Source organism: Chryseobacterium gambrini (assembly GCF_900156825.1).
Lineage (GTDB): Bacteria > Bacteroidota > Bacteroidia > Flavobacteriales > Weeksellaceae > Chryseobacterium > Chryseobacterium gambrini.
On record NZ_FTOV01000003.1, the window covers coordinates 185,694 to 208,657 of the forward strand.

The window sequence follows — 22,964 nt, forward strand, 5'->3', positions numbered from 1 at the left end:
AGATAAATAATGGCTTCCGAATTTCCAGAAGCCATTATTTATTATGAGATAAGATTAAAATTTAAAATTAAATCTTGCAAAAACCTGTCTTCCTGCAAATCCCATCTGTACAGGATCAAAAATACCTCCTGATTCTGTATTTCCGGCTGAAGCCGCCTCTTTTTGTAATGTAGGATATCGGTTGAAGAGATTTTTGCTTCCGATCGTCAGATTAATATTTTTAGAAAATTCGTAGCCGAAAGAAAGATCCGCAGTTACTTTTGGATTGTATATTTGGTAATCATCCGGTCCGTTGTAGCCTACCAGAGTCACTTTGTCAAATCTTACCAACTGTAAATTAGCATTGAATTTACTGATCTTATAATTCAGGTTTAAATTGATCTTCGTTTTCGGTGCAGAAGCTAAGATAAAAGCTCTTTCTCTCGGACTGAGATAAATGTCTTCTTTTCCTTTCAGCCTGTCGGAAGTATTCACTTTTGTGATCTCCATTTCATTGTAATTTCCGGCTAATGTTGCGGTCAGTTTTCCTTTTCCGATATTTTCGTTAAAACTTAAAATAACATCAATCCCTTTAGTTCTCGTGTCTATTGCATTGGTGAAAAACTGAGCCTGATCGATACGGTTTTCAATTAAAATATTTCCGATGGCATCATCATCCTGCGAGAAATTTCCTGTTAAAACAATTCTGTCTTTTACCTTGATATAATACCCGTCAACTGTTGCTGTAAATTTTCCGGTGTTAAATGTGAATCCTGCACTTCCGTTCACAGAAGTCTCCTGTTTGAGCTGCGGAATTCCGACTGCTTTTGCCAGATTACTGTCATTAGACGCCAATTGAATGGTAACCAGACTTCCTCCCTGAAAATTCGTAAACTGCAGGCTGTAATATTTCTGAGCCAGGGACGGCGCTCTGAAGCCGGTAGAAAAAGATCCTCGGAATGCAAACTGTGGCGTTATTTTGTATCGTGTTGCCAGTTTTCCGTTCAGTGTGCTTCCAAAATCATTATAATTTTCGAATCTTCCGGCAACACTTACCATCCAGTTTTTGGTAATATCGAGTTCAGTATCTACATACGCTGCAAAATTATTTCTGGACTTGTTAATTTCCTGAGAATATCCGGGAAAACCCTGAGAACCGCCCGGTCTTACATCTCCACTTAAAGGATTGATTACCAATAATGTTGAAGGGGTACTTGCCGTCACGACATTTCCGTTCACGTCATACATCGCGTAAGAAGCTTCTTCTCCTTTGATAATATTGAATTTTTCATATCTGAATTCTGAACCGAATGCCACATTCAGCCCTTCCAGAACCGAAAACTGTCGGGTTGCATTAAACCCTGTTGTATTCTGCAGCAGAGAATGCCCTCCCGCATCAAAACTCGTAGGTGATTTTACGCCTAATGTTGCATTGATGGTATGATCTATCTGATAGGTAAATCTGTTGCTTCCAAACGCATTATACGCATCCACTTCCCAGTCTGCCACTTTAAATTTTAAGCCATTGTCAAAAGTAAAATCTGAAATGCTTGTATCCTGAACGGGATTAAAACCATTAGGATAAACCTGCGGAATATTACCGTCTGTATCCGCGCTTCTTGTCCATGCATAAGCGTCTGTATTTCTGTGCGAAAAGCCCTGTCTGGAATAAAATTTTAAATTATCGGATATTGGAATTTCAATATTTCCGAAAAAATAAAAATTCTGTGATTTTGCATCCCCGAATCTTTGTCTCGGAGCATCATATTTTTCAGGATTGGCATTACGGATGGCATATTCTTTATTGACAAATTCTGCCGTAAAATTTCCGAAACCACCTTTAGAACCTATTTTTGTTCCGTAGTTTCCATAGAAATCAAAAGTATTTCCGTCTATTTTTCGGTCAGAAACCACATCTTTATCTCCCGGACTTTTAAAAAGATTCACTCCATAAAAAGCATTGCCTTCAAAACCATGATTACGGTCATTTAAAATAACGTTGATTACTCCTGCAATCGCATCCGAACCATATTGCGCCGATGCTCCGTCACGAAGAACTTCAATTCTCTTTATCGCACCTACAGGAATCGTATTCATATCCGATCCTGTATTTCCACGGCCTTTTGTACCAAAAAGATTGATTAATGAAGACTGATGGTATCTTTTTCCGTTGAGCAAAAGCAAAGTCTGATCGGGACCAAGTCCTCTTAATGTTGCAGGATCTACTGCATCCGCTCCGTCTGATCCGGATTGTTTATTGGAATTGAATGAAGGCGCTGAAAACTGTAAAAGCTGGTTGACTTCAATCTGCCCTGTTGACTGGCTTACCTGCTTAATGTCGATGATGTCAATCGGAACCGGAGTTTCTACAACTGTTCTTTTTTTATTCCGGCTTCCTGTAATGGCAACCTCATCAATTTTTCCTTCTTTTGATATGGTGTCATTAATCTGTTGAGAATACAGAACGGAAGATGCTCCAAGAAAAAAGGCACTTATGTATTTAATTTTCATATTGTATTAGATTTAAATTAGCAATTATATCAAAAATATTAATTTTTGTTTTTAAATCATTAATAAAATATGGTTTTGTTTGATAAATGTATTTAAATTAAATAAAAATTATGATATCATGGAAAAAATGAATGGTATTTTAAATAAAAAAAAAGTTTCCGGAAAAAAGTTTTAGCCTTTTTAATTAAATCGCAAAAGCAGTTAAGTCTGAAATTAGGGTAAGATATATTTGAAAAAAAACGGATTCAAGTTTTATTGAATCCGCTTCGGTATTTTTTAAAAACTATTGATTATTCTGTTCAGTCCTTCGGTGAGGATTTCCTGTGAGGTTGAAAAACAGATTCTTACGTGTCCTTCAGCGCCTTTTCCGAACCATCGTTCCGAGCCGGGAACAATCGCTACTTTTCCTTCTTTTAAAACGTGCTGTGCAAATTCGTCACTCGACATACCGTTGTTGATTTTAGGAAAAATAACAAAAGTGGCTTCGGGAAGATTAGGAATTAGAACGCCCGAATTGCTCAGCATACTGTGGGCTAAATCTCTGTTGTGCTGTAAATGCGTAAGAAAATCATTAAACCACGGTTTTGCCTTATCAATGGCAACGCTTGCTGCAATCTGCGATAATGTAGAAACACCTTCAATGGTAGAATTGAACATGGATTTTTCTGTGAAATCATCCATTAATTCCTGATCGTTGCATAAGACCGCACCAATTCTCAATCCTGCAATTCCGAATGATTTTGAAAATCCGAATACGGTAAAACTTTTCTTTTTAGCATTCTCGGAAACAGAAGAGTAGGTGTTGAATTCTTTTTTATCATACACAATATCGCTCCAGATTTCATCGCTCATCACCCAAAGATCATGAGCTGCCGCAATGTCTGCAATCTTCTGTAAAATCTCTCTGGAATATATTCTTCCGACTGGATTATGAGGATTACAGATGCTGATGAGTTTTGTTTTCGGAGAAATTAAAGAGACCAACATTTCAAAGTCGATATCTCCTGTTTTGGAATCTACCGCGCACAATTTAATGTTTCCGCCCACAGAATCCACTGTCTTTTTGAAAAGGAAATCTACCGGATCGAAAATAATAGCTTCATCTCCGGGATTCAGCACATATTTGGCAACCATATACATTCCCATCGCGGCACTGTTAACAGCCAACACATTTTCTGGCGTAAAGCTGCCTTTTTTCCCCTTGTTAAAATGCTCTGCAACACTTTTTTTGAACTCAGGTAGTCCGGAGAAAGGACCATAGCTTAAATAGCCGTCCTTAATGTATTCTATGATTCCGTTTTCTATTTCTTTAGACATTCTGAAGTCCGGATCTGCTGCCGTTAAAGGGATAATTCCTTCTTCCAGAGTTGCCCATCTTCCGTTGTAGGCTTTTCTTTTCAGTGCTTCAAAATTGATATCGTTGTTTGTAAACATTTTATTTGTATGAAATTGGTAAAGTGTTTTTAGGCTGTTCGTTCAGAGGTAAAAGGAATTGTTCCAGCAGGGCTCTTCCGTTTTTGATGTGGATTTCGATTTCAGATTTCCGGTCTTCTTCGTATTTGCTGAAGGTTTCCTGAAGATCATTTCCTTCGGCTAAAAGTTGGGTTAAAGTGAAAGAGTCTTTCAACGCAGAGGTAACTCCCTGACTTGTAAAAGGAATTAATGGATGTGCTGCATCACCGATGAAAACAACATTTTGATGATAAAAAGGATTTAATTTTTCAAGCTCATAAACTCTCCAGATGTGTGCATTTTCATAGCCAGAACCTTCGATAATGGATGAAATCAGAGGATTCCAGTTGCCAAAATTATCCAACATAAACTGCTTGATGCAATCCGGAGTGTAATCTTCGTTGATGAAATGTTTGGTGATATCAAACTGGCAGTACCAAAGGATTTTTGAGGATGAAAGTTTTAAAACGCCAAAAGTAAGCCCGCCGTTTTCATGATGAAATTTCAGAAAATTGCTTTCGATTTTGCCTGCCAGTTCTTCGTTTTCAATGATGTTTACCACTTCATTTTCCAGAACGGCTTTCATGATTTCATCCTGAAAAATAGTTCTTCTGATGCGGCTTCTTGATCCGTCTGAAGCAACAACCACATCTGCTTCCAGAATAGTATTTTCGTCCAGTGTAATTTCTGCTTTTCCCTCCGAAAATCCGTTCAGCGCAACCGTTGAATTGTAAGAAATTTTATCTGAAGGAATTCCTTTGGCAAGAATCTCAATCAGGGCGCTTCTGGAAACTACAAAAACATCATCCAGATCTTTTTCGGAAAGAATTTCTCCGCTTTGGTTATAATGGATGTATTTTTTCAGAAAACTTCCTTTTGCGTAAAGGTCATTAATATCAATAATGGCTGAAAGATGTTCAATTCCTTCTTTGGGAAGTATAAATCCGTGTCCTTTCAGATCATTTGGGGTTCTTCTTTCGTAGAGATGATAGTCGATATTATTTTTTTCCAAATAATTTGCCATACTCAGACCGGATACACCGGCTCCTATGATTGCAACTTTGCCCATCTTTTTATTGTTGTTAATTTTGTTTTAATTTGTAAAATTTTCATTAAAAATGAATAATCTGCGAAAAAATTTTATTCTAAAAATCAGATGTATTCTTTTAATGAACAGGATAAATGTTTTCTTTAGTGCTGTATTCAGCTAAATAAAGAAAATAATCGCAGAGAAGATCTTCTGCAATAGTATTTAAGTAAAAAAGAAAGACTATTCCGGTGCCTTGAAAATATTATCATCGGAATGGAACCCTGCAACACCGCCGCTTACCGCAAATTTCATTGCCGAAGCTGCCGTCATCCCTACAACAGGTTTAATGTTTTTTTCTTCGGTAACGATTACCCAGCCCGAAATAGCATAAGAATGGGGGAGGTATACCGCTACATAATTGTGTTTTTCAACGTCTGCCATTTCTTTTTGCGTTAAAAAACCAATTCTCCATATTTCAGGATTTTCGTTGGTTTTTACCCAGACAGGATCGTTGAATTTTTTTTTGTCTCCTACAAATGAGGACATTACATCTTTTGTTGGAGTATAAATATGTTTTACGCCCGGAGTCTTTTCAAGAAGACGGTCCATAGAATCGAAAAAGAACTTTCCGACCACGAATTTGTTTCCTAAAAACCCAAGAAGCGCCGTAATTAAAATGGTTGAAATAAAAACCAGCCCCGGAATTTCCTTGGCAACAGAAGGAATAATATTATCAATAGACGTTACAACATACCAGATAACAAAAATTGTCAGCCCGATCGGACCGATAATAACGAGTCCCTGAAAGAAATTTTTCAGGAAAAAATTGGCAATATTTTCAAACGTCAGTTTTTTCAATGTATCTTTTTTTATCCGTGGATGGTTTCGCCTTTTCCGTAAGACTGAATGACTTTGGCTTCATATTCCAGCCATTCTTCCCAGCGTTTGTTTACTTTTTCTTCGTCTCCGAGCTGTCTTGCAAACCCGATGAAGGTGGTGTAATGGTTGGCTTCCGAAATCATCAGTTCTCTGTAGAAGGTTTTAAGCTCTTCATCTTTAATATTTTCAGTCAGAACTTTAAATCTTTCACAGCTTCTGGCTTCGATCATGGCTGCAAAAAGCATTTTATCGACAATAAGATCATCCCTGTTGCCGCCTTTCTGGATAAAATTTACCAGTTCGTTTACATAATCGTCTTTCCGGGTGCGTCCGAAAGTATAGCCTCTTTTTTTAATAATCTCATGAACCTGACGAAAATGCTCCAGCTCTTCCTGCGCAATCGCGAGAAGTTCCGTTACAATTTCCGGATATTCAGGAAGCATGGTAATTAATCCTATTGCATTGGTAGCGGCTTTTTGCTCGCACCAAGCATGATCCGTTAAAATTTCTTCGATGTTTCCTTCAGCAATATTTGCCCACCTTGGATCGGTAGGAAGTTTCAACTTAAACATGTTTTAAAATTTTCTGTAAAATTAAAATAATTTGCGATACGATTAAAGTTTATTTAAATATTCAGAACGTTTAAAAAATATTTTTCTTAATAATTTAAAAATCTTGGTATTTAATTTGTTTTAACTAAGAAACCAAATTAAAAATATAAACAATGGAAACTATTACCACTTTAAAATCTAAAGCAGGAGCTATACTTTCAGCAATGCTTATTCTATTCATGTCGGCTTTCAGCTTTGCTCAGGAAACAGCAACGGGCGGCGGAACGGTAACCACTGAACAAACAACCACCACGACAACAGAATGGTACACCAATCCAACGTACATCATTATCGGAGCTGTTGTTTTAATCGTTATTGTTGCCCTTATTGCAAGAGGCGGAAGAAGCAGAGATTAATGAGAAGCCGTTCTGCTTCTTAAAAACTCTAATATTTTCCAACCCCATTCATCAACTTTTTTCAAGCCGGCTGAAATGATGAATGCCAGAATAATATTGATCCCGTAAATTAAAATCATTAAAATCCACCAAGGCATATTTCCCTTCATTGGAACGACTAAAAAGTAAACCAGTGAAGAACTTATCCCTTGTGCGAAATAGAAAAATATCGCGTTTTTACCAATGTGGGTCACCACATTTTCTTTTGTGATCTTTAATCGGTTATAAAAAACAAAAAGCGTTACCAAAGAGAAGAAAGTCCAGATAATGTACGGAATTTGTGGCGGAAATTTATTTTTATTGATTTTGTAAAATATTTCCTGTCCGTAAAACCCGAACAGTCCTGCCAGTGCAACCGCAACCAATCCGTATAATACAGGAATCATCCTGTCCGGAATTTTCTTGCCTTTCATTCTGTTACCAATTAGGAATACAGTCATGTAAAAAGCAACATATCCTACTTGTCCCGAAGGATAAATTTCCGGAAAAATATTAAATAATAAGGTTAATCCGGCACAGAGTCCGATGAACCAGTTAACATGTTTCGGAAAGAATTTTAATATTAAAACTCCGAAAACCGTTAAAATATAATAGACTTTTAAATACCAGAAGCTCCCCATTACCACAGGAAAAGTATCTGCATTGATGTATTGGTGAAGATACCAGTTGCCCAAATTTTCCCATTGCGGAGCGGAAGAAATACTTGTGGTAGCATACTTTGATCCGAAGGTTGAATAAAAATTCTGCAGCCATTCCAGAGAAAAGAAAGTGAGCCCGAAAACTTTAAAGAAATAATCCAGAAAGAAGAGTAAGGTTACAAAAATCATATACGTGATCTGCAGTTTCAGCAATCTGTATAATGTTTTTTCGATATTGGAACCGGATGTAATTCCACTTAAGGCATAAAACAGGGCAACATCGAAAACTAAAGAGAAAACCCTTACTTCCGGCTGAATATAAAACTGTCCCGACCAGAAAGCGGTATGGATAAAGATAATGGAAATGGTAGCCAGTCCTTTTGCGAAATCAATATAGAGGTCTCTGTTCATTTGTTACGTATGATGCTTCAAAAGTAAGAAACTTTACGAATATCCGGATAAAGAAAAAGAGACAGGAATAATGTCCTGCCTCCCGAGAAAGATATTTCAAAAATGATGATTTACTTTAAGTTTTTAAATTCTTCAGCAGAAATTTCGCCGGTCTGAATTTGTTTCAGCTCATCAAGATACTGCTTCATGTAAGCATCAAGTTCCGGATACTGGCTGTTTTTTGCCATTTTGTAGGTTCCGTTTAAAACTCCCTGATAATAATAGAAGAAGTTGTAATCGAAATCTGCTGCAGTAAGGCTGTACTGTCCTAATAAAAATCCTAAACGGACTGCGGATCTTCTCTGCGGAGGTGTTCCGTGGTGTCCCGGACTTGTGGTCTGATAGTCTCCGATGCTCTGTGCAAATTCATAAGCGGCTGCAATCTGTGCAAAACTTGTCTGGTTGTAACCGTTGGGTCTTCTCAGGTAATATCCTGCAAAGCCGTCTGCTTCCAGTTCGTTGGGTCTTGCTGTGGATTCTGTTACCGTAGGAAGTCCGAAAATATACTGCAACTGGTGACCATACTCATGAGCAAGGATCATTGCATTTACAATATCTCCTCCTTTTGCTTTTGCATCATAATAAATGGCATAGCCGTAATAAATTTTTCCTGTAGAATACGAAATGGCATTGTAGGTAGAGTTAAAATTTGAAGGATCATTCACAAATCTTAAGGTTGGGTTGCTTCTTCCCCACATACTGGCAATTTTTGTCATTTGGGAATTCATAAAGTTGGTGTCTGCAGAATTCTGTAGTGAAGTAAGCAATACAGATGAAGAACTCCAGTACTGATCTACGTAATAACAAACTCTTTCAAGAGCATTCGGCTGTTCCGGTTTCAGGTTTTCTGCCTGTTGTTCTGGTTGTACAGGCGTTTCCATGGTGTCGTCGTTACATGCTGACAAAGAAAGTGCAGTGATGGCTCCCAAAAGAATCGGGAATTGGATTTTTCTTTTCATATATATAAATATTTTGGTGAAAACGAAGATATAAATTTAAACGGAATTTCATATCACTTTATTGTGAAAAATTATTCAAAACATAGTTAAAATTTTATTTTAAAAAAGATTGAATTGAATTTGAACAGATTAGAAAATATTTCTTATATTTGCACCTCGAAATAACTAAAAATCTATAAACAATGTTTGCAATTGTAGAAATAGCAGGGCTTCAATACAAAGTTGAGCAAGACCAGAAGTTGTTTGTAAACCGTTTAAAAGGAGATAAAGGAGGAAAAGTATCTTTTGATAAAGTACTTCTTACTGTAAACGGAGCAATCACGGTAGGCGCCCCAGCTGTAAGCGGAATCACTGTAGAAGCAGAGATCCTGGATCATGTAAAAGCTGATAAAGTAATCGTTTTCAAAAAGAAAAGAAGAAAAGGTTACAAAGTGAAAAATGGTCACAGACAATCTTTAACTCAAATTCAGATTACTGGTATTACAGGATTTGAAGGAGCTAAAAAAGCAGAAAAACCTGCTAAAAAGACAACTAAAAAAGCTGACGCTGAGGCAACTGAAAGCGCAGAATAATTTTTTAAACCAAAAAACCTTAAAATAAAATGGCACACAAGAAAGGAGTTGGTAGTTCCAAAAACGGTAGAGAATCTCACTCTAAAAGATTAGGTGTAAAGATTTTCGGTGGTCAAGATGCTATTGCGGGTAACATCATCGTTAGACAAAGAGGTACTCAACACCACCCAGGTGCAAACGTGGGTATCGGTAAAGATCACACTTTGTTCGCATTAGTTGACGGAAAAGTAGTTTTCAGAAAGAAAGCAAACAACAGATCTTTTGTATCTGTAGAAGCAAACGCATAATTTCAGCGTTTTATAAAAATTAAAAGCCTTGGCAATTTTGCTGAGGCTTTTTTTGTGCCCTGAAATAAGGAAAAGTTAAAGTTTTTATATTTATTCAATTTAACGGGAAATATTTATATATTTGGTAACTATCAAATAACTAATATATTGCGTAAGCCGAAAAGCAAACAGAGTAGGCGACAAATTAAACCAAACTAATATGAAAAATCTAAAAAAACTAACGAAAAGACAGCTTAAAGCCATTGCTGGAGGAGAAAGATGTCCGATTCCCGCAAATTGGTGTTACGAATGGTGTACGTGGACAGCATGGCAAAAACAACACTGTATTAATTCGGTTATTGATGTAATGCCTTGTGACTGTTAAATATGAAACTCAAGCCTCATATCGGGGCTTTTTGTCAACTTTATAAAATCTATTACTATGAAAAATTTAAAAAAAATCAAAAGACAGGATCTTAAAAATGTAATGGGAGGAGCTGCTCCGGATCAGGGATGTTTACCATGCGATGTCTATTGCAGCATTCCGGAAGGGCAGAGACCGCCGTGTAAAATTGTGTACATTGTAGCGCATTGCAATAGCTGCAAAGGTTATGGTGAAGAATCTTAAGAAATAAAAAAAACTCCTTCGCGCTGAAGGAGTTTTGTATTTTAAAAGCCGACCTGAAAACCTGCTTTAATTCCGAAAGTTGAAATATCCGGTCTGTTGAGGTAATTTCCGCGCCAGTTGAAATCCACTCTGAAAATTCTTAGGTTTCCGAAGCCGATATTTTCGATTCCGAAACCGTATTCATAATAAACGTGTTCGCTTGGAGCAGAATATTTGAATCCTTCCACATTAATTGCTTTTGAAGCATCGCTTAATGTTCCGTAAGCTCCTCTGATAAACGCAATTTCTCTTAGTTTTAATTTCTTGATCAAAGGAATATAAGAAAGGATTTTCCCGTTAAAATGATGCTCTAAATGCAGCGTTGTATAAGTGTCTGCAACAAATTCATAATAGTTGAGCTGTGCAAAGGTATTTTGCGCCAGACTGTACGACTGGTTCCCCGGAATGACGTTCTGCAAAGCCAACGGAACCGTATCGAAGTTCTTTCCAGCTTCAAAGTTGATTAATGTTTTTCCCCAGCTTCCAATTAAGACGGGTTTATAGAACATGAACTGCAGTTTGTTATAATTAAAATCTGACCCGAATAATCCCTCAATTCCTCTTGTGTATTTTAACACAATAGTCGGAGCCAAAGTTCCGTGCTCATATCGGTCGATTCCGGTTTGGGAGAATTTTGCACCCGGTCTTGCAATTAAACTTAAAGTAAAATGTGAATCGTTGGTTGTTTTTCTCAGATCTCCGTTTTTGTAATACATCAGATTAAACCCGTCTGGATTTGCTGATTTAATGCTTTGCATGGTTCCGTCTAACCTGATCTGGAAGTTTTTCCATGGCTCAATAGACGTAAACAGGTTGGTTTGATTAACGGAGCTTAAAGAAGCATTTTCTCCCCTTGCGAAAAGCGTTGAAGAAGCAAAAGTTCTTGCCATAATTCCATCGTCATTTGTAAGCTGAACACCCAATTGCAGAATGTCTCTTCTTGTTCCAGCACCTATTGTAAAACGGTTTACTCTGTTAAACATGAATCTTCCTTCAGCACCATATTTTACCTGTTGGTCTTTAAAACCGTAAGCCGTGTAAAACTGAACTCTCCAAGGGTCATTTCTTGTGAAATACGTTCTTGCTCCGATTCTGATTCGGTCTCCTTCAACATCATTTTTTCCGTAAACGGAGAAAATCGGACCTAAATCTATTCCTTTTGTAATGTTGTAATATCCTGAACCCAACGTTTCATAAAGCTTTACAATACGGTTGAACTTCGGAGTCTGCTGAAGTTTATCAAGCATATCATAAATTCCCTGTTCGCTTTTTGAGAGAGAATCCGGTCTGGCTTTTACCCAGTAAGCATCATCTTTTTCTACGAATTTATCATCATATTCTTCCTCGTTTCTTTTAAAAATTTTATCCTCAAGAGGTTTGTTGAACTGATATTCCGAATAATCGACGGATCTTTTGGCAATAATGCTCTTTGAGGTTTTCTTCTTGGAAAAAGGAGTCATCTCGATCTCTGTTACAAATTTTCTTGGCAGAAAAGTGTTTTCATCGGGGTTGTCGTATTCCAGTTCTGTAGAAATCCCGTTAATGAAGTTTACATTGATCTTTTGCGTGGATTTTAGGGTTGCTCCCAAAACGGCATAGCTGTCGGTATCAATGTAAAGATATCCCTGAAATGCTAAAACTTCTGTTCTTTTGGGCTGATAACGGATTTTAAAGGCATTTTCTCCCCGCATGGAAATGGTATCTACCAAATTGTAATCATACGTACTGAACCCTGTTTCTCCGACCGGACTTGGAAATCCGATGTCGAAATAATTTAACGTGTTATCGTAAATGTTGATGTCACGGTAAAGGTTTTTTGCCGTTAAAGTAATGATCTGGTTATCCTGAAAACCTGATGTCTTTTGAGCAACCAAAAGTCTTTTTGATTTTTTGGAAGGTCTGTTTTCGCCGTAATTTTCATAGATGGCTTCATTCAGGAAAACGGGAAGTCCTATTTTTCCGCTTGCGGTAGAATCTTTATAATCGAAAATAAATTCGAGTTTATTAAAGATTTTTCTCTTCATAAATGCACTGTCCAGATTGTTGGCATCAAACTGAATTTTCTCGTATTCTTTATAAGTGTAGGTATCGAATTTATCTAAACCGTTGTTTCTTTTTCGTTCCCAGACTTTCTGCATAATGGCATAAGCGGGATTTTCTTTTTTGTTTTTATATTTCGGCTTTTCGTTGTGGATAACGACTTCCTGTATGCTGCTTACTTTTTCCTGAGCCAGTTTTACAAAAATATTGGTGGCATTTTGAGGAGTTACGTCTATACTTTCTAAGGAATAGTTTTTTCTTAAAAACCGAAGTTTATAGATTATGCTGTCCGACTGTACGGCAAAGGTTCCTGAGGTTGTTGTAAGGGCAGCTTTTTCATTTTCATTGATGAAAATATCCACTCCGGAAACTTCTTTATTGGTTTTTGCATCTACAATTCTGCCGTTTGCCGAATTTTGTGAGTATACGAGATCCGCAAAAAATAGAAATAAAAAGAGGGAGTAATATTTGGAATTATTAATTAACATTTGTAGTTTCTTCAAGCTATTTGCATAAACAAAAATTATGCACTTTTATTATAAAAAAATAAATATTATTTAAACTTTTAATGGTTTAAATACAAAACTGCAAATGTAATGAAATAACACCATCGTTTTGATGGTGTTATAGTTATTGTTTTGTTAAAATATGATGATGTTAATTGAATTTGTGAAAAAAATATTCATTCAAATAAATTTCTGTTTAGAGTAATTTCATTTGATAGAATAGCTTATTTTGTGTAAAGGATTAGTTCCTTATATAAAAAAAGTTTTTTTCCATTTCGTAATGGTATTACGGCTTAGATTAAAATGATGAGCAAGCTGAGTATTATTCAACTTATTTTTTTTCTGATAATTTAAAATTTCAAACACAGTTTCTATGTCGTATGATTTGTGAAGTTGATTTTCATTTACTTCTAACGAATTGTTAGAATTAAAAATCTTTTGGTTAAGCTGAATAACATCTAATGCGGAGATAATTTTTTTCCTGAAGAAATAGGAGCAGTCGCTTTTCTTATTGGGGAATTTTTTTTCTATAATATCTAAGTAAATTTTTTTATAATCAGGTTTTAATTTTTCCATAAAATGTTTTTATTTTAATTGTAGAAACGACATCATCTTTGAAAAAAAGAATCAATACAGATTTTGATCCCATCCAACCGGTTTTAATAATGTATGTCCAAATGTTGTCAGGATAATAATTGAATTCCTGTCCAAAATCATTTATTAACTGTATTTTGTTTTTACCTAAAAGATGTTGGTAATCGGAATATTTCATCTTATAATGATTATTACTATACTTTATCTATCCTATCCGTAACATTATATTTACTAACCCACTTGTGCAAAGTAGCTTTAGGAATTCTGTATTCTTCGATAATCTGTTTTTTTGTTTTTTCATTATTAACCAGAAGTTCCAAGATAAAGTCTATTAGTTCTTTTGTATAAACATTCTTTCTGAATTGAGGAACCAGGCTTTCTTTTTTTATGTCTCTGGATTTGTGAAGATGAACTTGTGGTGAAAATAAAATAAGATGCTGTGTGTAAACTCGAAAGAAATCGTAATCCAACACTTTGCACCATCTTAATAAAATCTCGCTTTCAACACTTTTTCTTTCATACGTTTCTTTTATTTCTTTTTCTGTACATTGAAAGAATTTGCATAAGCGCATCATTTCGATTTTTATATCGTCTGCTCTCATTTTAATTAAAGAGCCGATATGTATATCTTTAAAGTCAATATTCATCGCAAAATAGTATTATTCTCAAGCATTATGTAAAAACTAGTGATTCTAAATATTAACTAGTTTATTTAATTATGTGAAGCAAATATATTAGCAATAATCAATCAAAACAGATTTGATTATAGTTAAAATCCGATAATGGAATATTTTATAGATGTATTCGTTATTTGTCATACCTCTGTAATATTTTCAATAATGAGTCTTCCGAAAAGTTTGTCTTCAAAATATCTTCAATATCATTTTTCTGTTCTTATTGCAATATTTTGTTTTTCTATAGCAAGATTAGAACTTGATTCTTGTCAAGAAGCAGATTGTTTATAAAATATTCATTATTGATATCTAATTTTTAATATTCAGATACTATACGAAATTATTTTAAAATGATATTGTAATTTGTGTATTTTTTAGTTAAAAAATAAAAAATGTAATGAATATGTTATTTATTTGTATCTTTATTTGATAATTTATTAATCTTTTTTTTAATTCTTATTTAAAAAAGATGGGTCTTAATTGTAAATTATATCAATCTCTGTTTTGATGAACGAAAAAGAAATTCAGTCAAAAATATACAAGATAAAAAAGGAACTTATTTCCAATTATATTCTTTTTTTATCTAATATTCTCTTTATTTTTTCTTTAATCTTTATTTTTTTTATAAAAGATAAATTCTTAGCTTACTATATTTCTGTAGGGTGTTTGTTTTTAATCTGTACTTGGAACATAATCAGATGGAGGTTTTCAATTGATAAAATTGTTCATTGCTATTTTATGCTTTCACCTCTTTACGCTTCTTGTTTAATTTTAAAATATTGGGATATAACTATGGTTAATTTCCTGTGGATCATTATACTGCCTTTGGGGGCTTTTGTGTTTTTTGGAAGAAAGGAGGTGGTTGCATACACTATTTATGCATTTTTTATTATCATAATACTTTTTATTATAGTGCATACCTCAAACATAGAAATTGTTCACAATAAAAGAGAATTAATAACAGATGTTATAAATCTTATTGTTATTATTTTTAATATGCTTACGATTGCATTGGCACTCTATTATAAAGATAAAATCAGAGATTTACGTTCGATGGTAGATGTTGCCAGAGTTAAAGAAGATATTATTGTTTCTGAAGTAGTAAGTGAAAAAGCAATTGAACGTTATGAAGAATTGTTCGCAAAAATTGAGCAAACGATCCATATGAATAATTATTTTAAAGACCCCAATTTCAATCTTACGGATCTCTCTTCTGTTATGAAAATTAATAATGGCTATCTTTCTAAAGCTATTCGACATAAGGGCTTTGCAAATTTCAATCATTACCTAAATTTTCACAGGATAGATTTTGTAAAAAAACTTATCGCAAAAACGGATTTAAGAAAGGTTACTATTATGTATATCTATTCAGAAGCTGGATTTGGCAGCCAGTCTACATTTAACCGTGTATTTAAAAATATTGAAGGAATTACTCCCTCTGAATATATTGATAAGTTTACCAAAGGGGTTGAATGTTAAAATTTTTAGACCTTACATGGTTTTAAATTTATAAATACATAAAAAAAGACCTACATTTCTGTAAGTCTTTCTGCTCCTCCTGCTGGGCTCGAACCAGCGACCCTCTGATTAACAGTCAGATGCTCTAACCAACTGAGCTAAGGAGGAATTTCCTATTGTTTTATTGGTGCAAATATAACAGGAATATTAATATCAAACAAATTTTTATTTTAAAAATATCTAAATTTTTCCTTTGATAATGGGTGTTTTGAAGCTATTTGACTATTTATCAGATAATTAAATTTAATGATAATTGCAAAAAAATATTTGATGAGACCACATAAAAAAAGACCTACATTTCTGTAAGTCTTTCTGCTCCTCCTGCTGGGCTCGAACCAGCGACCCTCTGATTAACAGTCAGATGCTCTAACCAACTGAGCTAAGGAGGAATGTCCTTTGTTTTAAGTGGTGCAAATATAGGACGAATATTTATACCCTGCAAATATTTTTTAAAATTTTGTAAAAATATTATAGTTTTCCGGCAAAGATCTTGAAAATGTCGCTTCCGAAGATCAGTAACATCAAGCCTAACAGGAAGATAACACCGATCATCTGTGCGTTTTCCAAAACTTTCTGAGGAACAGGTTTACCAACGATCATCTCATAAAGCGTGAAAAGAACGTGTCCTCCATCCAATCCCGGAATAGGGATCAGGTTTAGGAATGCAAGCCAAACCGAGAACATTGCGGTAAAGCCCCAAAATGCAGCCCAGTTGATCGAAATTTCGCCATTGGCATTTCTGTCTACCGGCATGTTTTTTACAATCGCAATCGGGCCTCCTACATTTTTGTATCCCTGAATCTTAGAATTAAACATAATTTTAAACTGCTTCACCTGCATGGTTAAAGACTCAATAGATCTTTCAAAACCTCTGGGAATAGATTCTCCGAAAGAATATTTTTTATCCGTAATAACGTTCGCTAATGCTTTCTGATCTACACCAACACCTAATTTCCCGTTTTTATCAACAGACGCAGCAATTGTTTCAGGTTTTCCGTTTCTTACAACTTCTATGTTTACTGTTTTTCCTTTATTTTCAGATAAAGAAGAACTTACTTCATCAAAATAAGGCGTCTGTTTTCCATTGATGGCAACAATTTGATCCCCTTTTTTCAGCCCTGAAGCCTGAGAAGCAGGAGTTGCCAGAGTATCGATAATCATTGGAAATCTCGGCGTAATATAAAGTTTGCCTTCTTTTTGTTTTAAAACTTCTGCAACCCCATCCTTATTAACAGGGAAGGTTACTTCTTTCCCGTTTCTCAGTACCGTTACATTATCTCCCAAAAGAATATTAATAGAAGCATTTTCTAATCTTTCAGCAGGTTTTCCGTCGATATTAATGATCTTATCACCATTCTGGAAACCCATCTTTTTTCCGGCTTCCGTAACCCCGATTCCGTTGTTGAATTTGGTAAGATCTGTGTATGTTTCACCATTAAAAAGCGAAAGGCACGAGTAAATTAACCAGGCTAAGAAAAAGTTAACCGTAACACCGCCCAACATGATAATAAGTCTTTGCCAAGCCGGTTTTGCACGGAATTCCCATGGTTGTGCAGGCTGCTTCAACTGTTCGGTATCCATGCTTTCATCCACCATTCCGGCAATTTTTACATATCCTCCGAAAGGAAGCCATCCGATTCCGTATTCCGTTTCGCCAATTTTTTTCTTGGCTAAAGAAAACCACGGATCGAAGAACAGATAGAATTTTTCAACTTTGGTTTTAAAGTATTTGGCGGGTAAGAAATGCCCAAGTTCGTGTAGGATAACCAGGATAGAAATGCTCAATATAAATTGAAACAGTTTGATTGCTATTTCCATTAATGCTTTTTATGTTTAATTTGCAAAGGTAACAATTATCAAAACTATGCCAAATAAAAAAGCTCCCCGAAACGAGAAGCTTTGTCATATAATGTAATGATTTATTATAAATTAATCGAAACTCCGAGACTGCCATTGTTGCCGACTTCTGCAAAAACGCCGATTCTTTCAGTAAAAAAGTACCTCGCTCCGATGTGAGCTCCCAACCCGAAATTACTGCCCACAACTCCCACATCTGCACCCGGATAAATATCAAGTTTTTCAGGAAGCTGTAAAGCGTCTTTCAGATGAAAATTGATTCTTCCAAACACAAAAGCACGGTTTTTATCGTCATTGTCTTTGTAATTATCAAAATAAATATTCAATCCGGCTCCTACAGAAATTAATTTATTCAATCCGTAATCATAGGTTCCTGTAATTCCTGTTCCGTAACCCCATGCGCTCAGTCCGGCATTGATTTTCTGATCTCCTTTTCCTGTCCACGCCTGAGCATTGACAAATGTTCCCGCAAGCATGAGAACAAACATAAAAAACAACTTCTTCATAAATTTTACTTTTTACTGATTACTAATATGATTTACTTTTTGTTGGTTTATCGCAAGAACGTTAAATTTTGACTATCATGACACTTTAAGACGCATGAAAAGCATAGACTATTCAATGATAATTCATTATAAATCTTATCGGCGATAAAATTCTTTGCAATTAACCAAAAAATAAGGCCAATTTCTATTGATTAAATATCCGCAACAAAAATAAAACCGAAATCATTGAAAAATCGTATTTTTAGGGAAGTTTTTTAACAAAGTTTATGAAGATTACGGGACTTAATTTAGATATCATCTGGAAAAACAAAGCAGAAAACTTTAACATTATTGAAAAGGAATTACAGAATCAGGACGCGGATCTCTTTCTTTTACCTGAAATGTTTTCCACAGGCTTTTGTATGGATGCTTCCGAAGTTTCCGACAGAAATCTGGAATCGCTGGAGTTTTTAAAAAAGATGGCGAAGGAAAAAAATGCAGCGTTTTGCGGAAGCGCTCCGGTTGAAGAAAACGGAAAGTTCTACAACAGAATGTATTTTGTGAAGCCCGATTCTCAGATTGATTTTTATGATAAAAGACACCTTTTTTCTTTTTCGGGTGAGGATAAGGTGTACACTCCCGGAAAAGAAAGGGTGATTGTAAATTATCTGGGATTCAGAATTCTTTTGCAGGTTTGCTATGATCTTCGTTTTCCGATTTTTGCAAGAAATAATGATGATTATGATGCGGTTTTGTATGTGGCAAACTGGCCCGAAAAAAGAGTGGGAGCATGGGAACATCTGTTAAAAGCGAGAGCTATTGAAAATCTGTCCTTTGTTTTTGGATTAAACAGAATCGGGACCGATGGAAATAACCTGTTTTATCAGGAAAGCTCACACTGTTTTTTTGCAGACGGAACAGAAATTTCACAAAAGAGCGGAAATCTTGTAACGGCAGAATTAAATTTAGAAGAACTGAAAGATTTCCGAAGCCATTTTCAGTTTTTAAATGACCGCGATTCATTTTCAATTGAATTTTAAAGGAAATATATCAAAATTAAGGCTAAAATTTTCTCAATCTTAGCCTTAATCTTTATTTCTATGCATACTGCTTTAGAAGCTGAGTCAATGTATTTACATCATGCACACCGCTTTCTTTCCACAGCATCTCTCCCTGTTTGAAAATAGCTAATGTCGGAACACCACGAACGCCATACTGATTGGCAAGAGCAGGATACTGATCCACATCTACCTTAATGATTCTTGCCGAAGTTCCTATATTTTCTTTTACGGTATTTAAAACAGACGACTGTACTTTGCAAGGTTGACACCACGTTGCAAAAAAGTCAATGAGAACAGGTCTTTCCGAATCAATAATTTCCTGAAATGCTTGAGACATAGTTGTTGGTTTTATTTTAAAAGAAACACTTTAGTTTAAAGATCCCGAAAAGCTTACCATTTAAAATCACTTAAAAAAACGGAGGTTACCGAAAACTTTGTGCTGTTAAATGCTTTTCAGTCAATAAACTAAAGCGCTGTGACATTTATATTTAATGCAAAATTCTAAAAATCTTAATATTACATTGTTTTCGACTGACATACGAAATCTGAAGTCGGGAATTTTTCCGTTTTCTTAATTGCGCCGAAACCTCCTTCTATTTCAGTAAAGTTTCTGATTCCGTTAGAGTTAAGAATGCTTGCTGCAATCATGCTTCTGTAGCCTCCTGCACAATGAAGGAAAAAATGCTCAGAATCATCAATCGTGTGAACCCAGTCGCTGATTACGTCCAAAGGTTTGTTGTAGGCATTATCGATATGTTCCGCAGAATATTCCGAGATCTTGCGAACGTCAATTACTTTTGAGTTTTCATTATAAAGTTCTGCAAATTCTGCAGAAGAAATTCTTTTTACCTCATCTGTTTCTTTTCCGCTGTTCTTCCAAGCTTCAAAACCTCCTTTAAGATAGCCAAGAACATTGTCGAATCCAACGCGGCTCAGTCTTGTGATGGCTTCTTCTTCCATGCCTTCATCTACAATAAGCAGTAAAGGATGCTTTACATCCACAATCAGAGTTCCCACCCATGGTGCAAAATCTCCTTTTAATCCGATATTTACAGAATTCGGAACAAATCCTTTATAAAACTCTCCCGGACTTCTTGTATCTAAAATTAACGCGCCTGTTTCTTCTGCAAATGCTTCAAAGTCTTCAACGGAAACTGCCGTTAAACCTTTATCCATTACCGCATCAAGACTTTCATAACCGCCTTTGTTCATGGCAACATTCATCCCGAAATATTTCGGTGGAGCCGTTAAACCGTCTAAAACTTCACGGATAAAAGATTCTTTATCTGGCTGATTTAAAGCATAATTTGTTCTTTTTTGATTTCCCAGAATATCAACTGTTTCCTTCTGCATATTTTTTCCACACGCAGAACCCGCTCCATGAGCGGGATAAACCGTGATGCTGTCATCCAAAGGCATAATTTTCGTGTGAAGACTGTCATATAAAATTCCTGCAAGGTCTTCCTGAGTAATACTTCCCGCTTTCTGGGCAAGATCCGGTCTTCCCACGTCTCCTAAAAATAAAGTATCTCCTGTAAAAATGGCTGTTTCAACTCCTTTTTCGTCGATCAGAAGGTAAGTGGTGCTTTCCATCGTGTGACCGGGAGTGTGAAGAGCTTTTATTTTTACTTTTCCGATTTCAAAAACCTGGCTGTCTTCTGCAATAATGGCTTCAAACTCAGGCTGAGCGGTAGGTCCGTAAACAATAGGCGCTCCTGTTTTTTTGCTTAAATCCAAATGTCCCGAGACAAAGTCTGCATGGAAATGCGTTTCAAAAATATATTTTAAAGTTACACCGTCTTTTTCCAACCGATCCAGATAAGGTTTTACTTCCCTTAGCGGATCGATAATCGCTGCTTCATTCTCAGATACGATGTAGTACGCACCCTGAGCCAGACATCCCGTGTATATTTGTTCGACTTTCATTATGTGATTGTAACCGTTTTAATGTTTTATATTTGAAATACAAAAATCGGATTTATTTTTTTAAATACCACCAAAATAAAAAATGGATACTGATAGAATAAATCTATAAAGTTTTTATTTGTTCTAATTTACGATTCTTCATCTAAATAATTCTGAAAGATTCGTCTGATTTTTTGATTATATGAAATATTTCAGAACCAAAATTAATTTAACGGTTCTTCATGGTCAGATTTTACAAAAAACTTTATATTTATAGGTTAAAAAAGAGCAAATGGCAGACAAAACACAATTCATTGAAGAATTAAATGCGAGATACACTCCCAAAGGAGATCATATTATATTAGGAAAAGGAATGCTGGATGGCGAAGTCGTTCCGGAAGTTAATGTTACCATTCCGTTAAAAACCATTAACCGCCACGGATTAATTGCCGGAGCAACCGGAACCGGAAAAACAAAAACACTGCAGGTTTTCGCAGAGCAGCTTTCGCATCAGGGAATTCCTTCTCTGGTTTTGGATATTAAAGGAGACTTTTCGGGGATCGCAGAAGCGGGAACTGAAAATCCTGCCATTCAGGAAAGATATGCCAAAACGAAACTTCCGTACAATCCGCAGGCTTTTCCGGTAGAATTAATGACCATTTCCGGCGAAAGAGGCGTGAAGCTGAGAGCTACCGTTACAGAATTCGGTCCGGTTTTATTAAGCAAAATCTTACAGTTGAATGATACTCAGCAAAGCATCATGTCGATTGTATTTAAATATTGTGATGATAAAGGTCTTCCTTTAATTGATCTGAATGACCTGAAAAAAGTCCTTCAGTACGTCACAGAAAATCCACAGGGAAAAGCCGAACTTTCTTCCAATTACGGTTCGATAGCTTCTGCTTCTCTGGGCGCAATTTTAAGATCCATCGTCGCATTGGAACAGCAGGGAGCTTCCGGTTTCTTTGGAGAACTGAGTTTTGACGTTCACGATTTACTGGAAACAAGAGACGGAAAAGGAGTGGTTAACATTCTGAGAGTTGCAGACATTCAAAGTAAGCCGCAGTTGTTTTCAACATTTATGCTTTCTCTCTTTGCGGAAATTTACATGACCTTTCCGGAGGAAGGCGACAGCGGAAAACCGAAATTGGTTTTGTTTATCGATGAAGCGCATTTAATTTTTGATGAATCTTCAAAAGCTTTGGTCTCACAGATTGAAACCATGGTAAAACTGATCCGTTCAAAAGGAGTCGGAATTTATTTTATCACGCAAATTCCGGGTGATGTTCCCGAATCGGTGCTTTCTCAGCTCGGTCTGAAAATTCAGCACGCATTACGAGGGTTTACCGCTAAAGATAAAAAAGAAATCTCCAAAGCAGTAGAAAATTATCCGACTACAGAATTTTATGATGCTCCAACGCTGATCCAGAATCTGGGAATTGGGGAAGCTTTCGTTACCGCTCTGGATGAAAAAGGAATTCCGACACCGCTGGTTCATACCTATTTAATTTCACCAGAATCCAGAATGGACGTTCTGAATGACGATGAAATTTCAGATTTAACAAAAAGATCAGCTTTGGTTGCCAAATATGACAAAGTAGTGGATAACGAATCTGCATATGAAATTTTAGTGGACAGAATGGAACAGGCTGCACAGGAAGCATCGCAGAGTTCTAACCAGAAGACAAAGCCTGTAAAAGAAGAACCCGGAATTTTCGAGCAGGTTTTACAGAGCAGGGCGGGAAGAACCTTTACCAGCACACTGATGCGTGAAGGAGCAAAAGCAATCTTGGGAATGCTTGGTCTGGGAGGAAGACGAAGATAAATATTTTTATTATTTTAGCAGAATTGCCTTATTCCTATTGATGTATTGGCATAAGTTATGTTTCCAGATGTAAAGGAAATGAATCGTTAA

22 protein-coding genes and 2 tRNA genes are annotated in these 22,964 nt (G+C 35.8%); 8 read left to right on the forward strand and 16 right to left on the reverse strand.

Features of this window, described 5'->3' with window-relative positions; genetic code table 11:
• Positions 1-54: 54 nt before the first annotated feature.
• The 5 genes from BW951_RS07130 to BW951_RS07150 all read right to left on the reverse strand — a co-directional run bounded on the left by BW951_RS07130 (position 55) and on the right by BW951_RS07150 (position 6,423).
• A complete protein-coding gene (locus BW951_RS07130; protein ID WP_076391282.1) occupies positions 55-2,490 on the reverse strand; it encodes a TonB-dependent receptor plug domain-containing protein in 2,436 nt (811 codons plus the stop codon).
• A gap of 276 nt (positions 2,491-2,766) precedes the next feature.
• A complete protein-coding gene (locus BW951_RS07135; RefSeq protein ID WP_076391284.1) occupies positions 2,767-3,924 on the reverse strand; it encodes a pyridoxal phosphate-dependent aminotransferase in 1,158 nt (385 codons plus the stop codon).
• A gap of 1 nt (position 3,925) precedes the next feature.
• Complete coding sequence (locus BW951_RS07140; RefSeq protein WP_076391286.1) at positions 3,926-5,011, reverse strand: FAD-dependent oxidoreductase; 1,086 nt, start codon at positions 5,009-5,011, stop codon at positions 3,926-3,928.
• A 201-nt stretch (positions 5,012-5,212) separates the two neighbouring features.
• Positions 5,213-5,830 carry a DUF502 domain-containing protein gene (locus tag BW951_RS07145; RefSeq protein ID WP_076391288.1) on the reverse strand — a complete coding sequence of 206 codons (618 nt, stop codon included), beginning with the start codon at positions 5,828-5,830 and terminating at the stop codon, positions 5,213-5,215.
• 11 nt (positions 5,831-5,841) lie between these two features.
• Entirely contained in the window at positions 5,842-6,423 is a 582-nt protein-coding gene (locus BW951_RS07150) for a MiaE family protein (RefSeq protein ID WP_076391290.1), read from the reverse strand.
• 152 nt (positions 6,424-6,575) lie between these two features.
• On the opposite strand from BW951_RS07150, the gene BW951_RS07155 reads away from it, so the two are divergent.
• Positions 6,576-6,818: a hypothetical protein gene (locus BW951_RS07155; protein WP_076391292.1), complete on the forward strand. Its 243-nt coding sequence runs from the start codon at positions 6,576-6,578 to the stop codon at positions 6,816-6,818.
• Here BW951_RS07155 and BW951_RS07160 read toward each other — a convergent pair.
• Both BW951_RS07160 and BW951_RS07165 read right to left on the reverse strand, forming a co-directional pair.
• Positions 6,815-7,906, reverse strand: coding sequence for an acyltransferase family protein (locus BW951_RS07160; protein WP_076391294.1), 1,092 nt, complete (start codon positions 7,904-7,906; stop codon positions 6,815-6,817). The two genes, BW951_RS07155 and BW951_RS07160, sit on opposite strands and share 4 nt — an antisense overlap.
• Positions 7,907-8,016: 110 nt before the next feature.
• Positions 8,017-8,904 carry a neutral zinc metallopeptidase gene (locus BW951_RS07165; RefSeq protein WP_076391296.1) on the reverse strand — a complete coding sequence of 296 codons (888 nt, stop codon included), beginning with the start codon at positions 8,902-8,904 and terminating at the stop codon, positions 8,017-8,019.
• A gap of 182 nt (positions 8,905-9,086) precedes the next feature.
• On the opposite strand from BW951_RS07165, the gene rplU reads away from it, so the two are divergent.
• The 4 genes from rplU to BW951_RS07180 all read left to right on the forward strand — a co-directional run bounded on the left by rplU (position 9,087) and on the right by BW951_RS07180 (position 10,370).
• A complete protein-coding gene (gene rplU / locus BW951_RS07170; RefSeq protein ID WP_076391298.1) occupies positions 9,087-9,476 on the forward strand; it encodes a 50S ribosomal protein L21 in 390 nt (129 codons plus the stop codon).
• 29 nt (positions 9,477-9,505) lie between these two features.
• Positions 9,506-9,763, forward strand: a complete 258-nt coding sequence (gene rpmA, locus BW951_RS07175) for a 50S ribosomal protein L27 (RefSeq protein ID WP_047399085.1) — start codon at positions 9,506-9,508, stop codon at positions 9,761-9,763.
• A gap of 199 nt (positions 9,764-9,962) precedes the next feature.
• Positions 9,963-10,127, forward strand: coding sequence for a bacteriocin-like protein (locus tag BW951_RS22685; protein WP_165796691.1), 165 nt, complete (start codon positions 9,963-9,965; stop codon positions 10,125-10,127).
• Between the two features lie 57 nt (positions 10,128-10,184).
• Positions 10,185-10,370: a bacteriocin-like protein gene (locus BW951_RS07180; protein WP_076391300.1), complete on the forward strand. Its 186-nt coding sequence runs from the start codon at positions 10,185-10,187 to the stop codon at positions 10,368-10,370.
• Between the two features lie 41 nt (positions 10,371-10,411).
• On the opposite strand, the gene BW951_RS07185 is transcribed toward BW951_RS07180, so the two are convergent.
• From BW951_RS07185 to BW951_RS07200, 3 genes are all read right to left on the reverse strand, one after another.
• Positions 10,412-12,937: a DUF5686 family protein gene (locus BW951_RS07185; protein WP_084196378.1), complete on the reverse strand. Its 2,526-nt coding sequence runs from the start codon at positions 12,935-12,937 to the stop codon at positions 10,412-10,414.
• A 267-nt stretch (positions 12,938-13,204) separates the two neighbouring features.
• A complete protein-coding gene (locus BW951_RS07190) occupies positions 13,205-13,531 on the reverse strand; it encodes a transposase (RefSeq protein WP_076391302.1) in 327 nt (108 codons plus the stop codon).
• A 212-nt stretch (positions 13,532-13,743) separates the two neighbouring features.
• Entirely contained in the window at positions 13,744-14,196 is a 453-nt protein-coding gene (locus BW951_RS07200) for a transposase (protein ID WP_338076378.1), read from the reverse strand.
• 534 nt (positions 14,197-14,730) lie between these two features.
• On the opposite strand from BW951_RS07200, the gene BW951_RS07205 reads away from it, so the two are divergent.
• Entirely contained in the window at positions 14,731-15,702 is a 972-nt protein-coding gene (locus BW951_RS07205) for a helix-turn-helix domain-containing protein (protein WP_076391306.1), read from the forward strand.
• 73 nt (positions 15,703-15,775) lie between these two features.
• Here BW951_RS07205 and BW951_RS07210 read toward each other — a convergent pair.
• The 4 genes from BW951_RS07210 to BW951_RS07225 form a co-directional block, all read right to left on the reverse strand.
• A tRNA-Asn gene (locus BW951_RS07210) sits at positions 15,776-15,849 on the reverse strand.
• 207 nt (positions 15,850-16,056) lie between these two features.
• Positions 16,057-16,130 (reverse strand) — tRNA-Asn (locus BW951_RS07215).
• A gap of 79 nt (positions 16,131-16,209) precedes the next feature.
• The gene (rseP, locus tag BW951_RS07220; protein ID WP_076391308.1) at positions 16,210-17,559 is read right to left on the reverse strand and encodes an RIP metalloprotease RseP; all 1,350 of its coding nucleotides are present in this window, start codon (positions 17,557-17,559) and stop codon (positions 16,210-16,212) included.
• A gap of 104 nt (positions 17,560-17,663) precedes the next feature.
• The gene (locus BW951_RS07225; protein WP_076391310.1) at positions 17,664-18,104 is read right to left on the reverse strand and encodes a DUF6646 family protein; all 441 of its coding nucleotides are present in this window, start codon (positions 18,102-18,104) and stop codon (positions 17,664-17,666) included.
• Between the two features lie 266 nt (positions 18,105-18,370).
• Here BW951_RS07225 and BW951_RS07230 point away from each other — a divergent pair, with 266 nt between their 5' ends.
• On the forward strand, positions 18,371-19,123 hold the full coding sequence (locus BW951_RS07230) for a nitrilase-related carbon-nitrogen hydrolase (protein WP_076391312.1): 753 nt from the start codon (positions 18,371-18,373) through the stop codon (positions 19,121-19,123).
• Between the two features lie 58 nt (positions 19,124-19,181).
• On the opposite strand, the gene BW951_RS07235 is transcribed toward BW951_RS07230, so the two are convergent.
• Together BW951_RS07235 and BW951_RS07240 are read right to left on the reverse strand one after the other, a co-directional pair.
• Positions 19,182-19,481: a thioredoxin family protein gene (locus tag BW951_RS07235; protein WP_076391314.1), complete on the reverse strand. Its 300-nt coding sequence runs from the start codon at positions 19,479-19,481 to the stop codon at positions 19,182-19,184.
• A 179-nt stretch (positions 19,482-19,660) separates the two neighbouring features.
• Positions 19,661-21,070: an MBL fold metallo-hydrolase gene (locus BW951_RS07240; RefSeq protein ID WP_076391316.1), complete on the reverse strand. Its 1,410-nt coding sequence runs from the start codon at positions 21,068-21,070 to the stop codon at positions 19,661-19,663.
• A 271-nt stretch (positions 21,071-21,341) separates the two neighbouring features.
• Between BW951_RS07240 and BW951_RS07245 the strand changes: the two genes are divergently transcribed.
• On the forward strand, positions 21,342-22,874 hold the full coding sequence (locus tag BW951_RS07245) for a helicase HerA-like domain-containing protein (protein WP_076391323.1): 1,533 nt from the start codon (positions 21,342-21,344) through the stop codon (positions 22,872-22,874).
• The last annotated feature ends 90 nt before the right edge of the window (positions 22,875-22,964 follow it).